Raw genomic sequence first — 15,803 nt, 5'->3', positions numbered from 1 at the left:
GCCCCCTGTTCTACCTCTCTGGGGTCTTCTATTCTTCGTCGGGGGGGGGGCGGGGGGGCGCGGGGGGGGGGGGGGGGGGGGGCCGGCGCCCCCCCCCCCCCCCCCCCACGCCCGACGGACCCGTTTGTCAGGCGCAGGGTGGGGAGAGGCTGGGAGATGGCGCAAAGCAGTGTGCGCGGGGAGGGAGCACGACCGCGTGTCCCGCAAGCCGGCGAACTGGGCTGGGACGACAGCATGTACGACGAGGGCGGCGAGTCCGTTCGGACGGCGGACGGCGCCCGCACCCGGCCCGACGGTGACGGCACACGCCCCGCCGACGGCCCCGTGCCGCCCGGCCCGAAGGGGCAGGGTCCGCACGACGGGGACGAGGGACGGCACCGGCCCCCGGGCCGCCCCCGGCGCAGACGCCGAATACTTCGCTGGTCGGCGCTGGTGCTGTCGGTCCTGATACTCGGCACCGCGGGCGCCGGCTATCTCTACTACCGGCACCTGAACAACAACCTCAAGCACGACGACCTGAACATCGGCGACGCGAAGGACCGCGCCGCGAAGACGAAACCGAACGCGGCGGGCCAGACCCCGCTGAACATCCTGCTGATCGGCTCGGACGCACGGAACTCCACCGAGAACCAGAAGCTCGGCGGCGCGAAGGACACCTTCGACACACCGGCCCGCGCGGACGTCCAGATGCTGCTGCACCTGTCCGCGGACCGCACCAACATGTCGGTCGTGAGCATGCCGCGCGACACCCTGCTTCAGATACCCAAGTGCACCGACCCGAAAACCGGGACGACCTACGCCGAGAGCACCTCGCTCACGATGACGAACGACTCGCTGGGCCGCGGCGGCCCCGGCTGCACGGTCGCCACCTGGGAGAAGCTGACCGACATTCACATCGACCACTTCATCATGGTCGACTTCGCGGGTGTCGTGTCGATGGCCGACGCGATCGGCGGCGTCCCCGTCTGTGTGGACGCCAACATCTACTCGCACACCTCCACCGGTCACGGCTCCGGGCTCAAGCTCGAGAAGGGCACGACGTCCGTCAAGGGCAAGCAGGCCCTGCAGTGGCTGCGGACGCGGTACGGCTTCGAGGACGGCAGCGACATCGGCCGGACCAAGGCCCAGCACCAGTACATGAACTCGATGGTGCGCCAGCTCCGGGAGAACGCCACTCTGAGCAACCCGGGCAAGCTGCGCGGCCTCGCCGAGACGGCCACCAGCGCCCTGACGGTCGACCAGGGTCTGGGCTCGGTCACCGAGCTGTACGACCTCAGCAACGAACTGAAGAAGGTTCCGACCAAGCGCATCACCATGACCACCATGCCGTGGGTGTACTCCAGCGACGGCAACCGCGTGCTGCCCAAGCCGACGGACGCGGACAAGGTCTGGCGGCTGCTGCGTGAGGACATCGCGCTGGACGGCAAGGACAAGAAGAAGACCGCGGAGAGGACCTCCTCGGACCCTGCCGCGGCGGACGACAAGATCGCGGTACAGGTGCAGAACGGCACCCGCACCACCGCGCTCGCCCCGGTGCCCGGACGCGCGAGCGCGGTGAGCGAGCTGCTCGTCGGCGAGGGGTTCACGCAGGCGAAGGCAGACCCGTCGACGTCGACGGCCGAGGACACCACGGTGATCCGCTACCCGAGCGCCGATCTGGAGGGTGACGCCCTGCGGGTCGCCAAGTCCCTCGGGATCTCGACCCACGCGGTGGAGAAGTCGGCGGACGTCTCCGGGGTCACGCTCGTCGTCGGCGCCGACTGGCGGGAGGGCACGACGTACAAGGCACCCGAGGACGACGACTCGACGCCCAAGTCCGCGAAGCTCGACAAGGGCTCGGACACCGGCGCCTGCATGCACGTCGACCCGAACTACACCTGGTCGTAGAGCCGGCCGACGGCGAAAGAAAGTTGGGCCCCTCCCGATTCCGAGAGGGGCCCGACGCGTATACGGAAAGGATCAGTTGGCGCCGCTGAGGACCGCGGGGCGACGGGACGCGATGACCTTGCGGGCCAGCGCCTTCGGGCTCGTCAGGAAGCCCCAGCCCCAGGTCATGTGCATCGTCGCGAGGGCCACGGGGATCTGCAGCCGGGCCTTCAGCGGCAGCCCCTTGCCCGCGGGCAGCGAGCCGAGCCCGATGGCCGCGAGATAACCGGCCGGGACGACCAGACCCCACGGCGTCAGGACCGCGCCGACGACCACGCCCGCGGCGATCGCGCAGACGGCGGTCGGCGGGGCCAGGTAGCGCAGGTTGATCGAGCCCTCGTGGTAGCGGGCGACGACGTGCCGCCAGCGGCCGTAGTCCTTGTACTGCTTGGCGAGCGCCTTGACGGACGGCCTCGGACGGTACGACACCTTCAGCTCGGGCGAGAACCAGATGAGCCCGCCGGCCTCACGGATACGGAAGTTCAGCTCCCAGTCCTGGGCGCGGATGAACTCCTCGTTGTAGCCGCCCTGCTGCTCCAGCGCCTCGCGCCGGAACACCCCGAGGTACACGGTCTCGGCCGGACCCGCCTCACCGCCCGTGTGGAAGGCGGCGTTGCCCACGCCGATCTTCGACGTCATGGCGGCCGCGACGGCGTGCTCCCAGTCGTTCTCGCCCTCGGCGTGCATGATGCCGCCGACGTTCTGCGCGCCGGTCTCCTCCAGGAGCCGCACCGCGGTGGCGATGTAGTTCGGGGAGAGGATGCCGTGCCCGTCGACCCGCACGACGACGGGGTGCCGGGACGCCTTGATCGCGGCGTTCAGCGCCGCGGGCGTACGGCCGGTCGGGTTCGGCACCGTATGGACCCTCGGGTCCTCGCGGACGAGTTCGGCGGCGATCTCGTCCGTCCGGTCCGTGGAGGGACCGATGGCGATCACGACCTCCATCTCGCCGTCGTACTCCTGCGCCAGGATCGCTTGGACGGCCCCGCGCAGATGCCGCTCCTCGTTGAGGACGGGCATGATCACAGAAACGGCGGAGGACCGCACGTCAGACTTCTCGCTCATCGGCGCTCACGTTACCGCGAACGGGGGACACGGTCGCGCGCCGCCCGGCGTAAGGACCGGGCCGCAGATCGTATCGGCCTACCGTGCTCACGGATCCCCACGCCCAGCGGAACGCGGCTCCGTCCGGCCCGCGGAACGCTTCCCTCCCCCGTCCCGCCTCGCGGAGGTGTTCCCCCTTGCCCACGCCGCCCCGCTCCCCCGTCCGCCCCCAGCGCCCCCCACGGCCGTCCCCCGCACGGCGCCCGGCCCGGCGCTCAGACGGACGCCCCGTACGCCCCGTACGGCGCAGGAGGCCGCGCTGGGCCATGCGGGCGCTGACCACCGTCTCCGTGGTGGTCCTCGCCTCGGCGGGCATCGGGCACGCGGTGCTGAACAGCCTGGACGCGGACATCGCCCGGGTCGACCCGTTCAAGGACATGAAGAACCGGCCCGAGGGCGGGCACGGCATGAATCTGCTGATGGTCGGCACCGACGGCCGGGAGAAGGTCACCGAGGCGGAGCGGCGGAAGTACCGGCTCGGCGGCGCGCCCTGCCACTGCACCGACACGGTCATGATCGTGCACATCTCGGAGGACCGGGAGCGCGCCAGCATCGTCAGCCTGCCGCGCGACTCCTACGCCGAGGCGCCCGAGCACACCGACGCGGTCACCGGCAAGCGGCACGGCCCCCACGCCCTCAAGCTCAACGCGGCGTACGCGGAGGGCGGCCCGACCCTGACCGTGCGGACCGTCGAGGACATGACCCACGTGAAGATCGACCACTATCTGGAGGTCGACTTCACCAGCTTCATGAAGACGGTCGACGTGCTCGGGGGCGTCCGTATCTGCACCGCGCAGCCGCTGAAGGACCGCTACACCGGCCTCGATCTGACGGCGGGACGGCATCTGCTGGGCGGCGGACAGGCCCTCCAGTACGTACGGTCCCGGCACACCGACGGCTCCTCCGACCTCGGCCGGATGAGGCGCCAGCAGCGCTTCCTGGCGTCTCTCGTGTCCCAGGCAACGTCGTCCGGGGTGCTGCTGAACCCGATGAGGTTCCGGGACGTGACCCGGGCGGTGCTGAGCTCGGTGCGGGCCGACAAGGGGTTCGGCACCGACGAGCTGCTGGACCTGGGCCGTGCGATGCGGAACTTCTCGCCGTCCTCTTCCGAGTTCACGACCGTGCCGATCGGACAGATGGCCTATGCCGTCAAAGGCATCGGCTCGACCCTGAAATGGGACGAGCCGAAGGCGCGGAAGCTGTTCCGGGAGCTGCGGGAGGACAAGCCGCTCGCGGTACCCCGGGCGCCGCGGCCGAAGGCCCTCCGGGTCGCGGTGGCCCCGCAGCAGATCCGGGTCCAGATCGAGAACGGGACCTCCACGACGGGTCTCGGCAAGCGGGTCGACGGCGCGCTCGCCGCCACCGGGTTCCGCACGACGGGCCGGCCCACGACGGGCCACGACTCCGGGGTCCGGCGCACCGTCGTCGCGTACGACCCCCGCTGGGACCGCTCCGCGAAGTCCCTCGCGGCCGCGCTGCCCGGTGCCGAGCTGCGCGCGGTCCCCGGGCAGGGACCGCTGCTGAAGGTGATCGCCGGCGCGGACTACAGGAAGGTCACCCGGGTACGGGCCGACGACCCCGCCCAGGGGGAGTCCGGGGTCGTGACGGGCGACCAGGTGGTGTGCCCCTGACCCCGGACGCTCGCCCGGCCCGGACTCGCGCCGGAGGGTCCGGGCTCAGTCGTCGAGGCCTTCCGCGGCGCGCCTCTCGCGGAGGTCCATGATCGCGCGGCGGCGGGCCAGCCGGTGGGTGCGCCGGATCTGCGCCTCCTGGAAGCGGCGCTCGTCACGCTCGGTCTCGGTGACGACCGGGGGCACCCGGCGGGGCTTGCCGTCCCCGTCGACGGCGGCGAAGACGAGGTACGCCGAACCGACCTGCTGAGGCGGGGTGGACTCGTTCCAGCGCTCGGCCAGGACCCGCACGCCGACCTCCATCGAGGTCCGCCCGGTCCAGTTGACCTGGGCCTTCACATGGACCAGGTCGCCCACGCGGACGGGTTCGAGGAAGGCCATCTCGTCCATCGAGGCGGTGACGGCGGGCCCGCCGGAGTGCCGCCCCGCCACGGCGCCCGCCGCGTCGTCGACGAGCTTCATGATCACGCCACCGTGCACGGACCCCAGAAGATTCGTGTCGTTGTGGGTCATGATGTGGCTGAGGGTGGTCCGGGACGCGGAGGTCGGCTTGCCCGGGATGTCGTTTTCCGGGTTGGAGGCCTGGTCTGTCATGTCCTCCACCTTATGCCGGGCGCCCGGCCGTCGATTTGCATCAGCTCTGCAACAGGCGTGACCCAGATCTCCCTGCGCTCTTGTAAGGCGCCTGGTGGAGAGCGGCACACTGGTCCGCATGAATGATTGGCCCGACGGGTGGTCCGACGACAACCGCAGCAACCGCTACGGACGCGGCAGCGCAGGCGCACAGCCTGAGAGCGCCCGCGTCATGCGCCAGGTCCGTCGTGGGCCCGCCGCACCCGCCCCGGGCCAGGGTGCGCCGCCGTACGGGACCGGGGTTCCCCGGCAGCCCTCGTACGTCGACGGCCAGGGCTACGACGAAGGCCAGGGCTACGACAACGGGTACGACTCCGACTACAACACCGGCCACGTGTACGGGAACGGCCCCGGCGGCCCGCAGGGCCCCGGCGGAGACGGCGCGTACCCGCGGCGCCCGGCGCCGAACTGGCGGAAGCGGATCAAGTGGACCGCGATCACGCTGGTCACCGCGCTGGTCGTGGTCTCCGTCGGAACGTACTTCTGGGCCGACTCCAAGCTCCACCGTGACGTGGATCTCTCCAAGGTCATAGACCGGCCGGAGACCGGCGAGGGCACGAACTACCTGATCGTCGGCTCCGACAGCCGCGCCGGCATGTCCGCCGAGGAGAAGAAGAAGCTCCACACGGGCTCCGCCGAGGGCAAGCGCACGGACTCGATGATGATCCTGCACACCGGCAGCAACGGCTCCACGCTGCTGTCGCTGCCGCGTGACTCGAACGTCACGATCCCGAAGTTCCAGGGCTCCGAGTCCGGCAAGATCAAGGGCCCGCTGGGCCCGAACAAGCTGAACGCCGCCTACGCCTTCGACGGCCCCACGCTCCTGGTCAGGACCATCGAGTACAACACCGGCCTGCACATCGACCACTACGTGGAGATCGGTTTCGCCGGGTTCGCGGGCATCGTCGACGCGGTCGGCGGTGTCGAGATGAACCTCGACCAGGGCTTCAAGGACAAGTACTCCGGCGCCGACTTCAAGGCGGGCAAGCAGACGCTGAACGGCGAGCAGGCCCTCGCCTTCGTCCGTACCCGGCACGCCTTCGCCGCCTCGGACCTGCAGCGCACCAAGAACCAGCAGAAGTTCCTGGCCGCCCTGGCCCACCAGGTCGCGACCCCCTCGACGGTCCTGAACCCCTTCAAGCTCTACCCCACGATGGGCGCGGGCCTGGACTCGCTGGTCGTCGACAAGGACATGAGCCTGTGGGACCTGGCCGACATGTTCTGGGCCATGAAGGGCGTCACCAGCGGCGACGGCAAGTCCATGAACATGCCGATCTCCGGTTCCGTCGGCGGCAACCTCGTCTGGGACAAGGCGAAGCTGAAGACGCTGGTGGACGAGCTCAAGAACGACGAGAAGGTCACGGTCTCGGGCAACTGACCCGCGTCCGACCGCCGTCGCCGAGGAGACCCGCGGCACCGGTGGTCACCCACGGAACGCCGACCCGCCGACACCGCCGCTCGCCGGCTGTCGGCGGGTCACTTTCGTAGCGTGATCCGGCCCCGCGTGCGGGGGCCGTCGAACTTGGACCGGTCGACGACGGGCCTCGGGGCCGGTTCCGCGGCCATCAGGCGGATGGTGTCGCGCCCCGCCAGGGCCGTGCACCACTGGGCCAGGTGGGGGCGGGTGCCCCGGGGGCCCGACGCCTCCTCCCAGAGGTCCCGGACCGCGTCGGCCCGCCGGTCGTCGAGGACACCGGACAGCGGCCGCAGCGGCTCGCCCGGCGTCACGTACGGGTCCTGGCTCACGACACGGCCCACCACCAGAGCAGCCTTGTAACGGTCGCTGTCCACCGTGGCGGTGCCGGCGGCGGCCAGCGGGTCGTGCCAGTCGGGGGTGTCCGCCTGCTCCAGCACCGGGGGCCGCCCGGCCATGCGGACGCCGTCGCAGTCCAGGAGATACGGGCCCGGTGCGGGCCGGACCGTCCACAGCACGTTCGCGTGGGACACGTCACCGACGACCAGCCCCAGGGCGTGCAGCCACCGGAACAGCCCGAGAACGGCCACGACCAGCGCGAACCGCTCGGCGGGCGACGGCTGCGCGACGGCCTGCCAGGCCGGCCTCGGCGGCCGGAGCAGATAGGACAGGTCGGTCAGCCGGGTCTCGCCGCGCGAGGTCGGCCAGGTCATGGAGTCCGGCGCGCGGCGCATCAGGAAGCCGGTCGCCCTGCCGCCGTCCACGACCCGGCACAGCGGCCACGCCGCCTCCCGGTCCAGGCGCTCGCGGTCGGCCGGGGCGAGCCCCTGACGCAGCGCCACGAGCGCCGCCAGTTCTCCGCCGTCCGCCTTCCCCGGCTCACGATAGCTCTTGTACAGCAGCCGCCCGGGACCGACGACGTCGTGCACCTCGCCCTGGCCGCCGTCGCCGACGCGCGCGCCGAGGGTGAGCGAGCCGAGTGTCACGTCGGCGCCGTCGTCGGCGCTCACGGCACGGCCTCCCACAGGACGACGGCGGTGCGGTCGTCGTCGTACGACTTCACCCGGTACTGGAGCTGCCACAGGAAGTCGGCCGGTGCCGGCGCCGCTCCACGCCCCCATCCCGACCCGAGGAACTCCCGCATCTCCGCGTCGCCGGCGAGCGGTGTGGACAGGCCGTCCGTGCACAGCACGAGGACGTCGCCGGGCAGGGCCGGGGCGAGGAGCAGGGCGCGGGCGCGGTGGCCGTGCGGGAGGGCGGCGGTGCGGGTGTCGATCATTCCGTCGCCGTCGTGCTCGGGGTCGGTCAGGGACAGGTTCCACTCCCCGCCGCGCAGCAGCGCCGTGCCGCCGTCGCCGACGGCGAGGAAGCCGCGGGTCCGCACCCGGGGATCGAGCGGCACGAGCAGGGCGCGCAGGGTGGTGGCGTACGCGGCGGGGTCGTCGCCGTGTTCCCGGGCGCGGTGCGCGAGCAGGGTCGCGACCCGGCCCACCGCGGTGTCCACCAGGGCGGCGAACCCCGGCTGGTCGCCCGTGCGCAGGGTCTCCGCGAGGTCCGCGGACACGGCGTCCAGCTCCATCGCGGCGAGCCGGCAGGCCTCCTGGGAGCCGACGTGGGAGCGGGCCGCCGATCCCACGCCGTCCGCCACCGCGAGCAGCAGCAGTCCGTCCGGGCCGTTCGCGCCGAGGCGCACCACGGCCAGCGAGTCCTGGCGCGGCTCGCCCTGATAACGGTGCGAGTCGCCGCGCACCGACGCCGCCCGCACGGTCAGGGCGCCGTACCCGGCGCCGTCCACGACCATGTCGGGCGTCAGCGCCGCGGTCGGGTCCTCCCGGACCGAGGGCAGCTCCCGGGGCTCGGGGGCGTACAGCGGGGGCTTGGGGCCGGAATACGGCGGCGCGCCGAGGGTCCGGACGGCACCGGTCCGGGCGGCGGGCTCCTCGGACGCGGGCGCTGGCGCGGGGACGGATGCGGGTGTGGGCGCGGGGACAGGGGCGGGCACGGGTACGTGCGGCGGTGTCGGTTCGTACGTCGAGGGCGGCGGTGACTGCGGGGTGGGTCCGTACGCGTAGGGCGGGACCGGGCCGGCGGGCGGGTTCGCGGACGCCCCGGGCCCGGTGCCGGGCACGGCGAAGGGCGCGTCGGACTCCGACCGGTCGTTGAAGACCTGGTCGACGCTCTGCCAGGTCGCCTCCAGCGGGTCGGGCTGCTGCGCGTCCGGCCATCTGAGCTCCGGCCCGGCCCGGTCCGGCTCCACCGCGGCCGGGTCGTGCGGACCGGGCTCACGTGAACCGGACTCGTGCGGACCGGACTCGCGCGAACCGGGGTCGTACGGACCGGGCTCGCGCAGACCTGTCCGGTGCGGGCCGGGCTGCTGCGGGCCGGGCTGGTGCGGGCCGGGCTGGTGCGGGCCGGTCCGGGACGGTCCGGCGGCGTTCATGTCGTTCCCCATGGACGCCACCTCACATCTTGTCGAGAGAGACGATGGAGAAGCCGGGCACGGTGTCGTCCACGGCCAGCGTGAATCCGTTGCCGCCGTCCGCGCCGATGCTCCCGGCGGACCGCACGATCGACCGGGTGAGGCTGGAGGCGAACTCGCGCAGCGCCTGCGCCGGTGACACCGAGGAGTCCTGCTGCATGAAGGCCCGGAAGTTCGCGACCCGGGCGATCGTCGACTCCTGCGCCTCACCGATGCCGAAGGCGATGATCTTCGGGCAGAACCGTGACTGGGTGACCTCCTTGTACGCCTGGTCCCAGTCCGGGTCGGTGGGAATGCCGTCCGAGAGGAAGAAGACCACGGGGCGGTACACCTCGTGGCCCTCCGCCTTGAGTCCCGCCACGTCGGCCTCGACACAGCGCAGCAGGGTGCGGAACGCGTCGCCGTACGAGGTGAGCCCGCCCGCGGCGAGCGCGGGGACCGAGTCGATGTCGCTGAGGTCGACGAGCGGCTGCAGCACGGTGGCACTGTCGGAGAAGCCGATGAGACAGAAGCGCGTCTTGTCGGCGACGGTCGGATTGGTGCTGATCTCGTGGTGCAGGTCCGGGAGCGCGCCGTTGATGGCGTCGATCGGCTCGCCGATCATCGACCCGGACTCGTCGCAGAGCAGGTAGAAGGGCAGGATCTGCAAGGTCTCGTACCTCCGGGTCAGTACGTGTAGAAGTAGATCTCGATGTCGGCGTGCCCCGGGGAGGCGCCGCCTTTCCAGAAGTCGCGGGTGGTGGCGGCACGGAACATGTCCGGACGCGCCTTCTCCAGCAGGGCGTTGACCTCGTGGGCGTAGCGGCCTCCGGCGCCCGGGTCGGTGTGGCGTCCGAAGGTCAGCACGAAGGCGGCCTGCCGGCCCCGGTAGCGGGCGGTCGCACCGCGCAGTGCCCGCACGATGCCCTCGTCGTCGCCTTCGGCGGCGTCGACGGCGACCTCGACCGGTGTGCGGACCACCGCCCGCGGGCCGGTGTGCCGGTTTTTCTTCCCGGCGGCCGGGGCCGAGGACGAGGAGGCGGGGGGCTTCTCGGCGGCCTGCGGGTCGCCCTGGTCGCCCATGGCCACCAGGGCGAGGACGAGCAGCATGTCCGCGAACAGCCAGCCCGCCATGTGCAGGGGCTGGAACCTTCCGCCGCGCTTCATCGGGCTCATCGGGCCTCGGTCAGGGGAGGCGCGGGAGGCAGCGGCGGGGGCTGACGACGGGGGTCGGGCCGCGAGGCGCCGGGGTGGCCCGGGTCATCGGCGGGGGGCCCGAATCGGTCGGCGGGAGCGTCGGCCTGCTCCACGGGCGACCCGAACCGGTCCGGGGGAGCGTGGCCCACGTCGGCGGAGGGAGCGTGGCCCGCGTCGGCGGAGGAGGCGTGGCCCGCGTCGGGGGACCGGAAATGCCCGTGGGTGTGGCCACCCGCCGACCAGGCCCCCGACTGCTGCCCCGCCTGTCCCGCCTGACCCGCCCGGTCCGCCTGACCTGCCTGGCCTGCCCGGTCCGCGTGGCCTGCCTGACCTGCCCGGTCCGCCTGGCCTGCCCGGTTCGCGTAGCCCCCCTGGCTCTCCTGGCCCCCCTTGCCCGGAGCGCCGAAGTGCGGGGGGCCGCCTGCCCTCAACTCGGCCACCAGCCGGGCGAACTCGTCGGCGACCGCCCGCAACGCACCGCTCTGGACGTTCAGTTCACGTACCGCATGCTGGGACTCCTCGACCGCGCGGGCCGTATCCTCGGCCACCTCGCCGAACCGGCCCAGGAGTTGGGCCGAGATGTCCGACGTCACCTCGATACCGGTGGCGTAGGCCCGCTGGGACGCGGCCAGCACGGTGACGGACTCCTCGACGCGGTCGCCGGCGCCGTGCACGGCGAGCCGCACCTCACCGCTCGCCTCGCGCACGTCGTCGAGCGCCTTGCGGACCCGCGCCCCGCCGTCGCTGACGGCCGCCTCGACACGGCCGACCGCGACCTCCAGCGGCTTGACAGAGGTGTCGACCCCGGCCAGCGTGCGTTCCGCGCCCCGCACCGCCTCGCCGACGGTCGAGGCCGCCGCCGTCAGCTCCTTCTGGACCCGGACCGCCTTGTCGCCGAGCCGCCTGAGCGTCGCGGCGGATTCGGTGAGCTCGGCGGCGAAGCGCTGCGGGGAACTCGACCGCTGCCCGTTCAGCACGAGCTGGGCGCGGGTCAGCGCGGGGACGAGAGCCGCCATCAGTTCCTCGCGGCCGCGGTCGGCGTCCTCCTCCCGGCGGGCGACGGCGGACCGCCGCACGCCGTGCACGAGCACCAGGGCGAAGAGCAGCGCGATGGCGACAGTGGCGCTCATCGCCACATGGCCGAACGTGAAGGCGCCGGTGAGGTGCCCCTCGAACCCGGACTGCCAGAGCTGGAGGAACGGCCGGGAGGCGGCCCTCGGATCCGCGCCCGTCAGCGCTCCGTACGCGCTCGACGCCCGGGTCAGGCCGTACCAGGTGAGCATCAGCGGTACGAAGACCAGCGCGCCCAGCACTCCTTCGGCATACGACCAGAGCGGGTGCTCCGCGGCCCGGCCGCCGGGTTCCCTGAGGCTCTCGGGGCGGGCGTAGGCGGCGAGGAGATCGAGTTCGGACCAGGGGTCCAGCTCGGCGGCGTCCTGGTTCCGCAGTGCCGCGGCGAGCGCGGTCAGTTCTTCCTTCCGGGTTCCGAGCGCGGGCCGCTCAGCGAGTTCCTCGACGCTCTGCGCGATCACATGACGGTCCATCAGGGCGCCTGACGGCATGCCCACCCCCACAACACGACGGACGCGGGGGCGCGTCGACGGCGACCCTGGATCCCCACCCGCGTCACATGCCGTCGTGTCCCCCGCCGGTTCACACGCACCAGACGCGCGACCGAGGGCACAGAGAGTACTCCAGTGGACACGCTCCGCGCATAAACTCGGGACACCCGCCACTCTCCCCGACGGCGGCGCGAGGGGGACAAGTTGAGCAACGACGAACGCCGACGGGCGACCATCCGCCTGAGGCCCGCGCCCGGCGTCGGGCCCGGCACCGGCGCGCAGCGCGCGGCCCCGACGGCCCGTGAGGTGCCGCGGCCTCCCGTCGCGCGGGCCGAGACGATGCTGACCAGGTCGGCGCCGAGGGCCCGCATCACGGGGCGTGGCGTCCTTCAGGTGAACCTCAACCGGCCGCCGGGGACCGGGGCCGACCTCGACCTCGGCTGCATGGCCGCGTTCACGGACGGCACGTGTGCGGCCGTACAGCCGCTGGGGAACACCTTCGGCTCGCTGTCGCGGTGGCCGTACATGGCACTCGACCAGGACGACCGTACGGGGGCGTCCGCGGACGGGGAGACGGTCCGGGTGGACCTGGAGCGGCGCGAGCTGTTCCGGCAACTGCTCTTCCACGTGTACGTGTACAGCGGCGCCGTGGATTTCCGGAGCCTGGGCGCCACGGCCACCGTGACCGCCCCGTCCGGCGGTTTCCGCATCGCGCTCGACGACTCCCCCGAGGGCGCGACGGGCTGTGCCATCGCCCTGGCCACACCCGCGGAGGGCGGCCTCACCGTCAGCCGCGAGGTCCGCTGGTTCACCGGCACCCTGCGGCACACGGTCCAGGAGCAGATGGACAGCGCCTACGGGTTCGGTCTCACGTGGGTCCGGATGCGAAAGGACTGATCACCAACGAAAAGGTGAGAGGCGCACCGGGGCGCCTCTCACCTCTGCTGCCGTCCACTGCCGGTCGATTCCCCGGCAGCCGGCGTACTACGGCAGGTTCCGCGCCATGACGATGCGCTGGACCTGGTTCGTGCCCTCATAGATCTGCGTGATCTTCGCATCGCGCATCATGCGCTCGACCGGGTAGTCGCGGGTGTAGCCGTAGCCGCCGAGGAGCTGGACGGCGTCGGTGGTGACCTCCATGGCGACGTCCGAGGCGAAGCACTTGGCGGCGGCGCCCTGGAAGGTGAGGTCCTTGTCGCCGCGCTCCGACTTGGCGGCGGCCGCGTACGTGAGCTGGCGGGCGGCCTCGATCTTCATGGCCATGTCGGCGAGCATGAACTGGATGCCCTGGAAGTCGGCGATCGGCTTGCCGAACTGCTTGCGCTCCTTGACATAGCCCTTGGCGTAGTCGAGAGCGCCCTGGGCGACACCGAGGGCCTGGGCCGCGATGGTGACGCGGGTGTGGTCCAGGGTCTTCATGGCGGTCGCGAAGCCGGTGCCCTCCTCGCCGATCATGCGGTCGGCGGGGATGCGGACGTTGTCGAGGTAGACCTCGCGGGTCGGGCTGCCCTTGATGCCGAGCTTCCTCTCGGGGGCGCCGAAGGACACACCCTCGTCGGACTTCTCGACGACGAAGGCGCTGATGCCCTTGGAGCGCTTCGTCGGGTCGGTCACCGCCATGACCGTGTAGTACTCGGAGACGCCCGCGTTCGTGATCCAGCGCTTCACGCCGTTCAGGACCCAGAAGTCGCCGTCGCGGACGGCCTTCGTCTTCATGCCGGCCGCGTCCGAACCGGCGTCCGGCTCGGAGAGGCAGTACGAGAACATGCCGTCGCCCTTGGCGAGCGGGCTCAGGTACTTCTTCTTCAGGTCCTCGGAGCCGGAGAGGATCACCGGCAGCGAGCCCAGCTTGTTCACGGCGGGGATGAGCGAGGAGGACACGCAGACGCGGGCCACCTCCTCGATCACGATGACCGTCGCGAGCGCGTCGGCACCGGCGCCGCCGAACTCCTCGGGGACGTGCACGGCGTGCAGGTCGTTCGCGACCAGGGCGTCCAGCGCCTCCTGCGGGAAGCGGGCTTCCTCGTCCACCGCGGCGGCGTACGGCGCGATTTTCGCCTCGGCCAGCGAACGGATCGCGTCCCGGAGCATGTCGTGCTCCTCGGACGGGCGGTACAGGTCGAAATCAGCCGATCCGGCCAAGGTCTCTCACGCTCCAAAAGGTGCTGTGCTGGCTGCGCTAACTACCGTTAAGTAACACAAATTTTAGGCCCCCGCCCGCGGGACGGATACGTGAGGTTGGCGACAGGGGGAAAACTGCCCGTGAAAGCGCTCCCCGAAGCCCCGACTATGCTCAGGCGCGCACCTACGCGCCGCACACCTCAGGAGCACCCATGGCCCTCAAGATCACCGTGATCGGCACCGGCTACCTCGGCGCCACCCACGCCGCGGCCATGGCCGAGCTCGGCTTCGAGGTCCTCGGGCTCGACGTCGTGCCGGAGAAGATCGAGATGCTCCAGCGGGGCGAGGTCCCGATGTTCGAGCCCGGTCTCGAGGAGCTGCTGCGCAAGCACGTGGCCGGGATCGAGGGCTCCACGGGCCGGCTCCGCTTCACCATGGACTGGGCCGAGGTCGGCGCCTTCGGCGACGTCCACTTCGTGTGCGTGAACACACCGCAGAAGCACGGCGAGTACGCCTGCGACATGTCGTACGTCGACGCGGCCTTCGAGGCGCTGGCGCCGCATCTGCACGGTCCCGCCCTCGTCGTCGGCAAGTCCACCGTGCCGGTCGGCTCGGCGGCGCGGCTGGCCGCCCGGCTCGTCGAGCTCGCCCCCGCGGGCGAGGACGCGGAGCTGGCCTGGAACCCCGAGTTCCTGCGCGAGGGCTTCGCCGTGAACGACACGCTGCACCCCGACCGGATCGTGGTGGGTGTGCGCAGCGAGCGCGCCGAGAAGCTGCTGCGCGAGGTCTACGTGACGCCGGTCGCCGCCGGCTCGCCCTTCGTGGTGACCGACTTCCCGACCGCCGAGCTGGTGAAGACGTCCGCCAACTCCTTCCTCGCCACCAAGATCTCCTTCATCAACGCGATGGCCGAGGTCTGCGAGGCCGCCGACGGTGACGTCGCCAAGCTGGCCGAGGCCATAGGGCACGACGAGCGGATCGGGAAGAAGTTCCTGCGGGCCGGGATCGGCTTCGGCGGCGGCTGTCTGCCCAAGGACATCCGCGCCTTCATGGCACGCGCCGGTGAGCTGGGCGCGGACCAGGCGCTGACCTTCCTGCGCGAGGTCGACACCATCAACATGCGGCGCCGTGGCCAGATGGTGGAGATGGCCCGTGAGGCGCTCGGCGGCGGTTCGTTCCTCGGCAAGCGGGTCGCCGTGCTCGGCGCGACCTTCAAGCCGGACTCCGACGACGTACGCGACTCCCCGGCACTGAACGTCGCCGGGCAGATCCACCTCCAGGGCGGCCAGGTCACCGTCTACGACCCGAAGGGCATGGAGAACGCCAAGCGGCTGTTCCCGACGCTCGGTTACGCCGACTCCGCCCTGGAGGCCGTACGGGGCGCCCATGTCGTCCTGCACCTGACGGAGTGGCGCGAGTTCCGCGAGCTGGACCCGGCGGCGCTGGGCGAGGTGGCGACGTCCCAGGTGGTGCTGGACGGCCGGAACGCGCTGGACCCGGAGACGTGGCGCCGGGCCGGCTGGACGTACCGCGCGATGGGCCGCCCGACGGCCTGAGCCCTCGGCGGACAGGGCTTCGGCCACGGGCGTGGCACGTGCGGCGGGCAGGGCTTCGGCCGAGGGCGCGGCGGTGGACGAGGGGGCCGCCCCGGCGGAGGCGGGCGGGGCCGCCCCCCGGGGGTTGAGGACCCCATAGCGGGGGGCGGTGCCGCGCGCCCCGGGGGGCCGGGGGGGGGGGGGGGCGCGGGGGGGCCGCGT

13 protein-coding genes are annotated in these 15,803 nt (G+C 72.1%); 5 read left to right on the top strand and 8 right to left on the bottom strand.

Annotated features, from left to right (window positions below; all coding sequences use genetic code 11):
- Positions 1 to 156: 156 nt before the first annotated feature.
- The gene (locus ACFXGX_RS26560; RefSeq protein ID WP_384795648.1) at positions 157 to 1,887 is read left to right on the top strand and encodes an LCP family protein; all 1,731 of its coding nucleotides are present in this window, start codon (positions 157 to 159) and stop codon (positions 1,885 to 1,887) included.
- A gap of 72 nt (positions 1,888 to 1,959) precedes the next feature.
- On the opposite strand, the gene ACFXGX_RS26555 is transcribed toward ACFXGX_RS26560, so the two are convergent.
- A complete protein-coding gene (locus tag ACFXGX_RS26555; RefSeq protein ID WP_384795646.1) occupies positions 1,960 to 2,991 on the bottom strand; it encodes a glycosyltransferase family 2 protein in 1,032 nt (343 codons plus the stop codon).
- Between the two features lie 305 nt (positions 2,992 to 3,296).
- Here ACFXGX_RS26555 and ACFXGX_RS26550 point away from each other — a divergent pair, with 305 nt between their 5' ends.
- A complete protein-coding gene (locus ACFXGX_RS26550; RefSeq protein ID WP_384795644.1) occupies positions 3,297 to 4,661 on the top strand; it encodes an LCP family protein in 1,365 nt (454 codons plus the stop codon).
- Positions 4,662 to 4,706: 45 nt separating this feature from the next.
- On the opposite strand, the gene ACFXGX_RS26545 is transcribed toward ACFXGX_RS26550, so the two are convergent.
- Positions 4,707 to 5,255, bottom strand: coding sequence for an acyl-CoA thioesterase (locus tag ACFXGX_RS26545; RefSeq protein ID WP_384795642.1), 549 nt, complete (start codon positions 5,253 to 5,255; stop codon positions 4,707 to 4,709).
- 118 nt (positions 5,256 to 5,373) lie between these two features.
- On the opposite strand from ACFXGX_RS26545, the gene ACFXGX_RS26540 reads away from it, so the two are divergent.
- Positions 5,374 to 6,672, top strand: a complete 1,299-nt coding sequence (locus ACFXGX_RS26540) for an LCP family protein (protein ID WP_384795640.1) — start codon at positions 5,374 to 5,376, stop codon at positions 6,670 to 6,672.
- Between the two features lie 98 nt (positions 6,673 to 6,770).
- On the opposite strand, the gene ACFXGX_RS26535 is transcribed toward ACFXGX_RS26540, so the two are convergent.
- The 5 genes from ACFXGX_RS26535 to ACFXGX_RS26515 are packed head-to-tail and all read right to left on the bottom strand — an operon-like array spanning position 6,771 to position 11,925.
- Entirely contained in the window at positions 6,771 to 7,718 is a 948-nt protein-coding gene (locus ACFXGX_RS26535) for a hypothetical protein (protein WP_384795638.1), read from the bottom strand.
- Positions 7,715 to 9,160, bottom strand: coding sequence for a protein phosphatase 2C domain-containing protein (locus ACFXGX_RS26530; protein WP_384795636.1), 1,446 nt, complete (start codon positions 9,158 to 9,160; stop codon positions 7,715 to 7,717). Before ACFXGX_RS26530 ends, ACFXGX_RS26535 begins: the two co-directional genes overlap by 4 nt.
- A gap of 10 nt (positions 9,161 to 9,170) precedes the next feature.
- On the bottom strand, positions 9,171 to 9,836 hold the full coding sequence (locus tag ACFXGX_RS26525) for a VWA domain-containing protein (RefSeq protein ID WP_384795634.1): 666 nt from the start codon (positions 9,834 to 9,836) through the stop codon (positions 9,171 to 9,173).
- A gap of 17 nt (positions 9,837 to 9,853) precedes the next feature.
- Entirely contained in the window at positions 9,854 to 10,342 is a 489-nt protein-coding gene (locus tag ACFXGX_RS26520) for a hypothetical protein (RefSeq protein WP_384795632.1), read from the bottom strand.
- Positions 10,339 to 11,925, bottom strand: a complete 1,587-nt coding sequence (locus ACFXGX_RS26515; RefSeq protein ID WP_384795630.1) for a methyl-accepting chemotaxis protein — start codon at positions 11,923 to 11,925, stop codon at positions 10,339 to 10,341. Before ACFXGX_RS26515 ends, ACFXGX_RS26520 begins: the two co-directional genes overlap by 4 nt.
- Positions 11,926 to 12,129: 204 nt before the next feature.
- On the opposite strand from ACFXGX_RS26515, the gene ACFXGX_RS26510 reads away from it, so the two are divergent.
- The gene (locus ACFXGX_RS26510; protein WP_384795628.1) at positions 12,130 to 12,822 is read left to right on the top strand and encodes a tellurium resistance protein; all 693 of its coding nucleotides are present in this window, start codon (positions 12,130 to 12,132) and stop codon (positions 12,820 to 12,822) included.
- Positions 12,823 to 12,909: 87 nt separating this feature from the next.
- Here the strand turns inward: ACFXGX_RS26510 and ACFXGX_RS26505 are convergent, their stop codons facing one another.
- Complete coding sequence (locus tag ACFXGX_RS26505) at positions 12,910 to 14,067, bottom strand: acyl-CoA dehydrogenase (protein WP_384795626.1); 1,158 nt, start codon at positions 14,065 to 14,067, stop codon at positions 12,910 to 12,912.
- A gap of 191 nt (positions 14,068 to 14,258) precedes the next feature.
- Here ACFXGX_RS26505 and ACFXGX_RS26500 point away from each other — a divergent pair, with 191 nt between their 5' ends.
- Entirely contained in the window at positions 14,259 to 15,602 is a 1,344-nt protein-coding gene (locus ACFXGX_RS26500; RefSeq protein ID WP_384795624.1) for a UDP-glucose dehydrogenase family protein, read from the top strand.
- Positions 15,603 to 15,803: the final 201 nt, after the last annotated feature.

The sequence above is a fragment of the Streptomyces sp. NPDC059371 genome (assembly GCF_042751995.1).
GTDB lineage: Bacteria > Actinomycetota > Actinomycetes > Streptomycetales > Streptomycetaceae > Streptomyces.
Note: the sequence above shows the minus strand (reverse complement) of the source record. Positions and strands in the feature narration are given on the sequence as shown.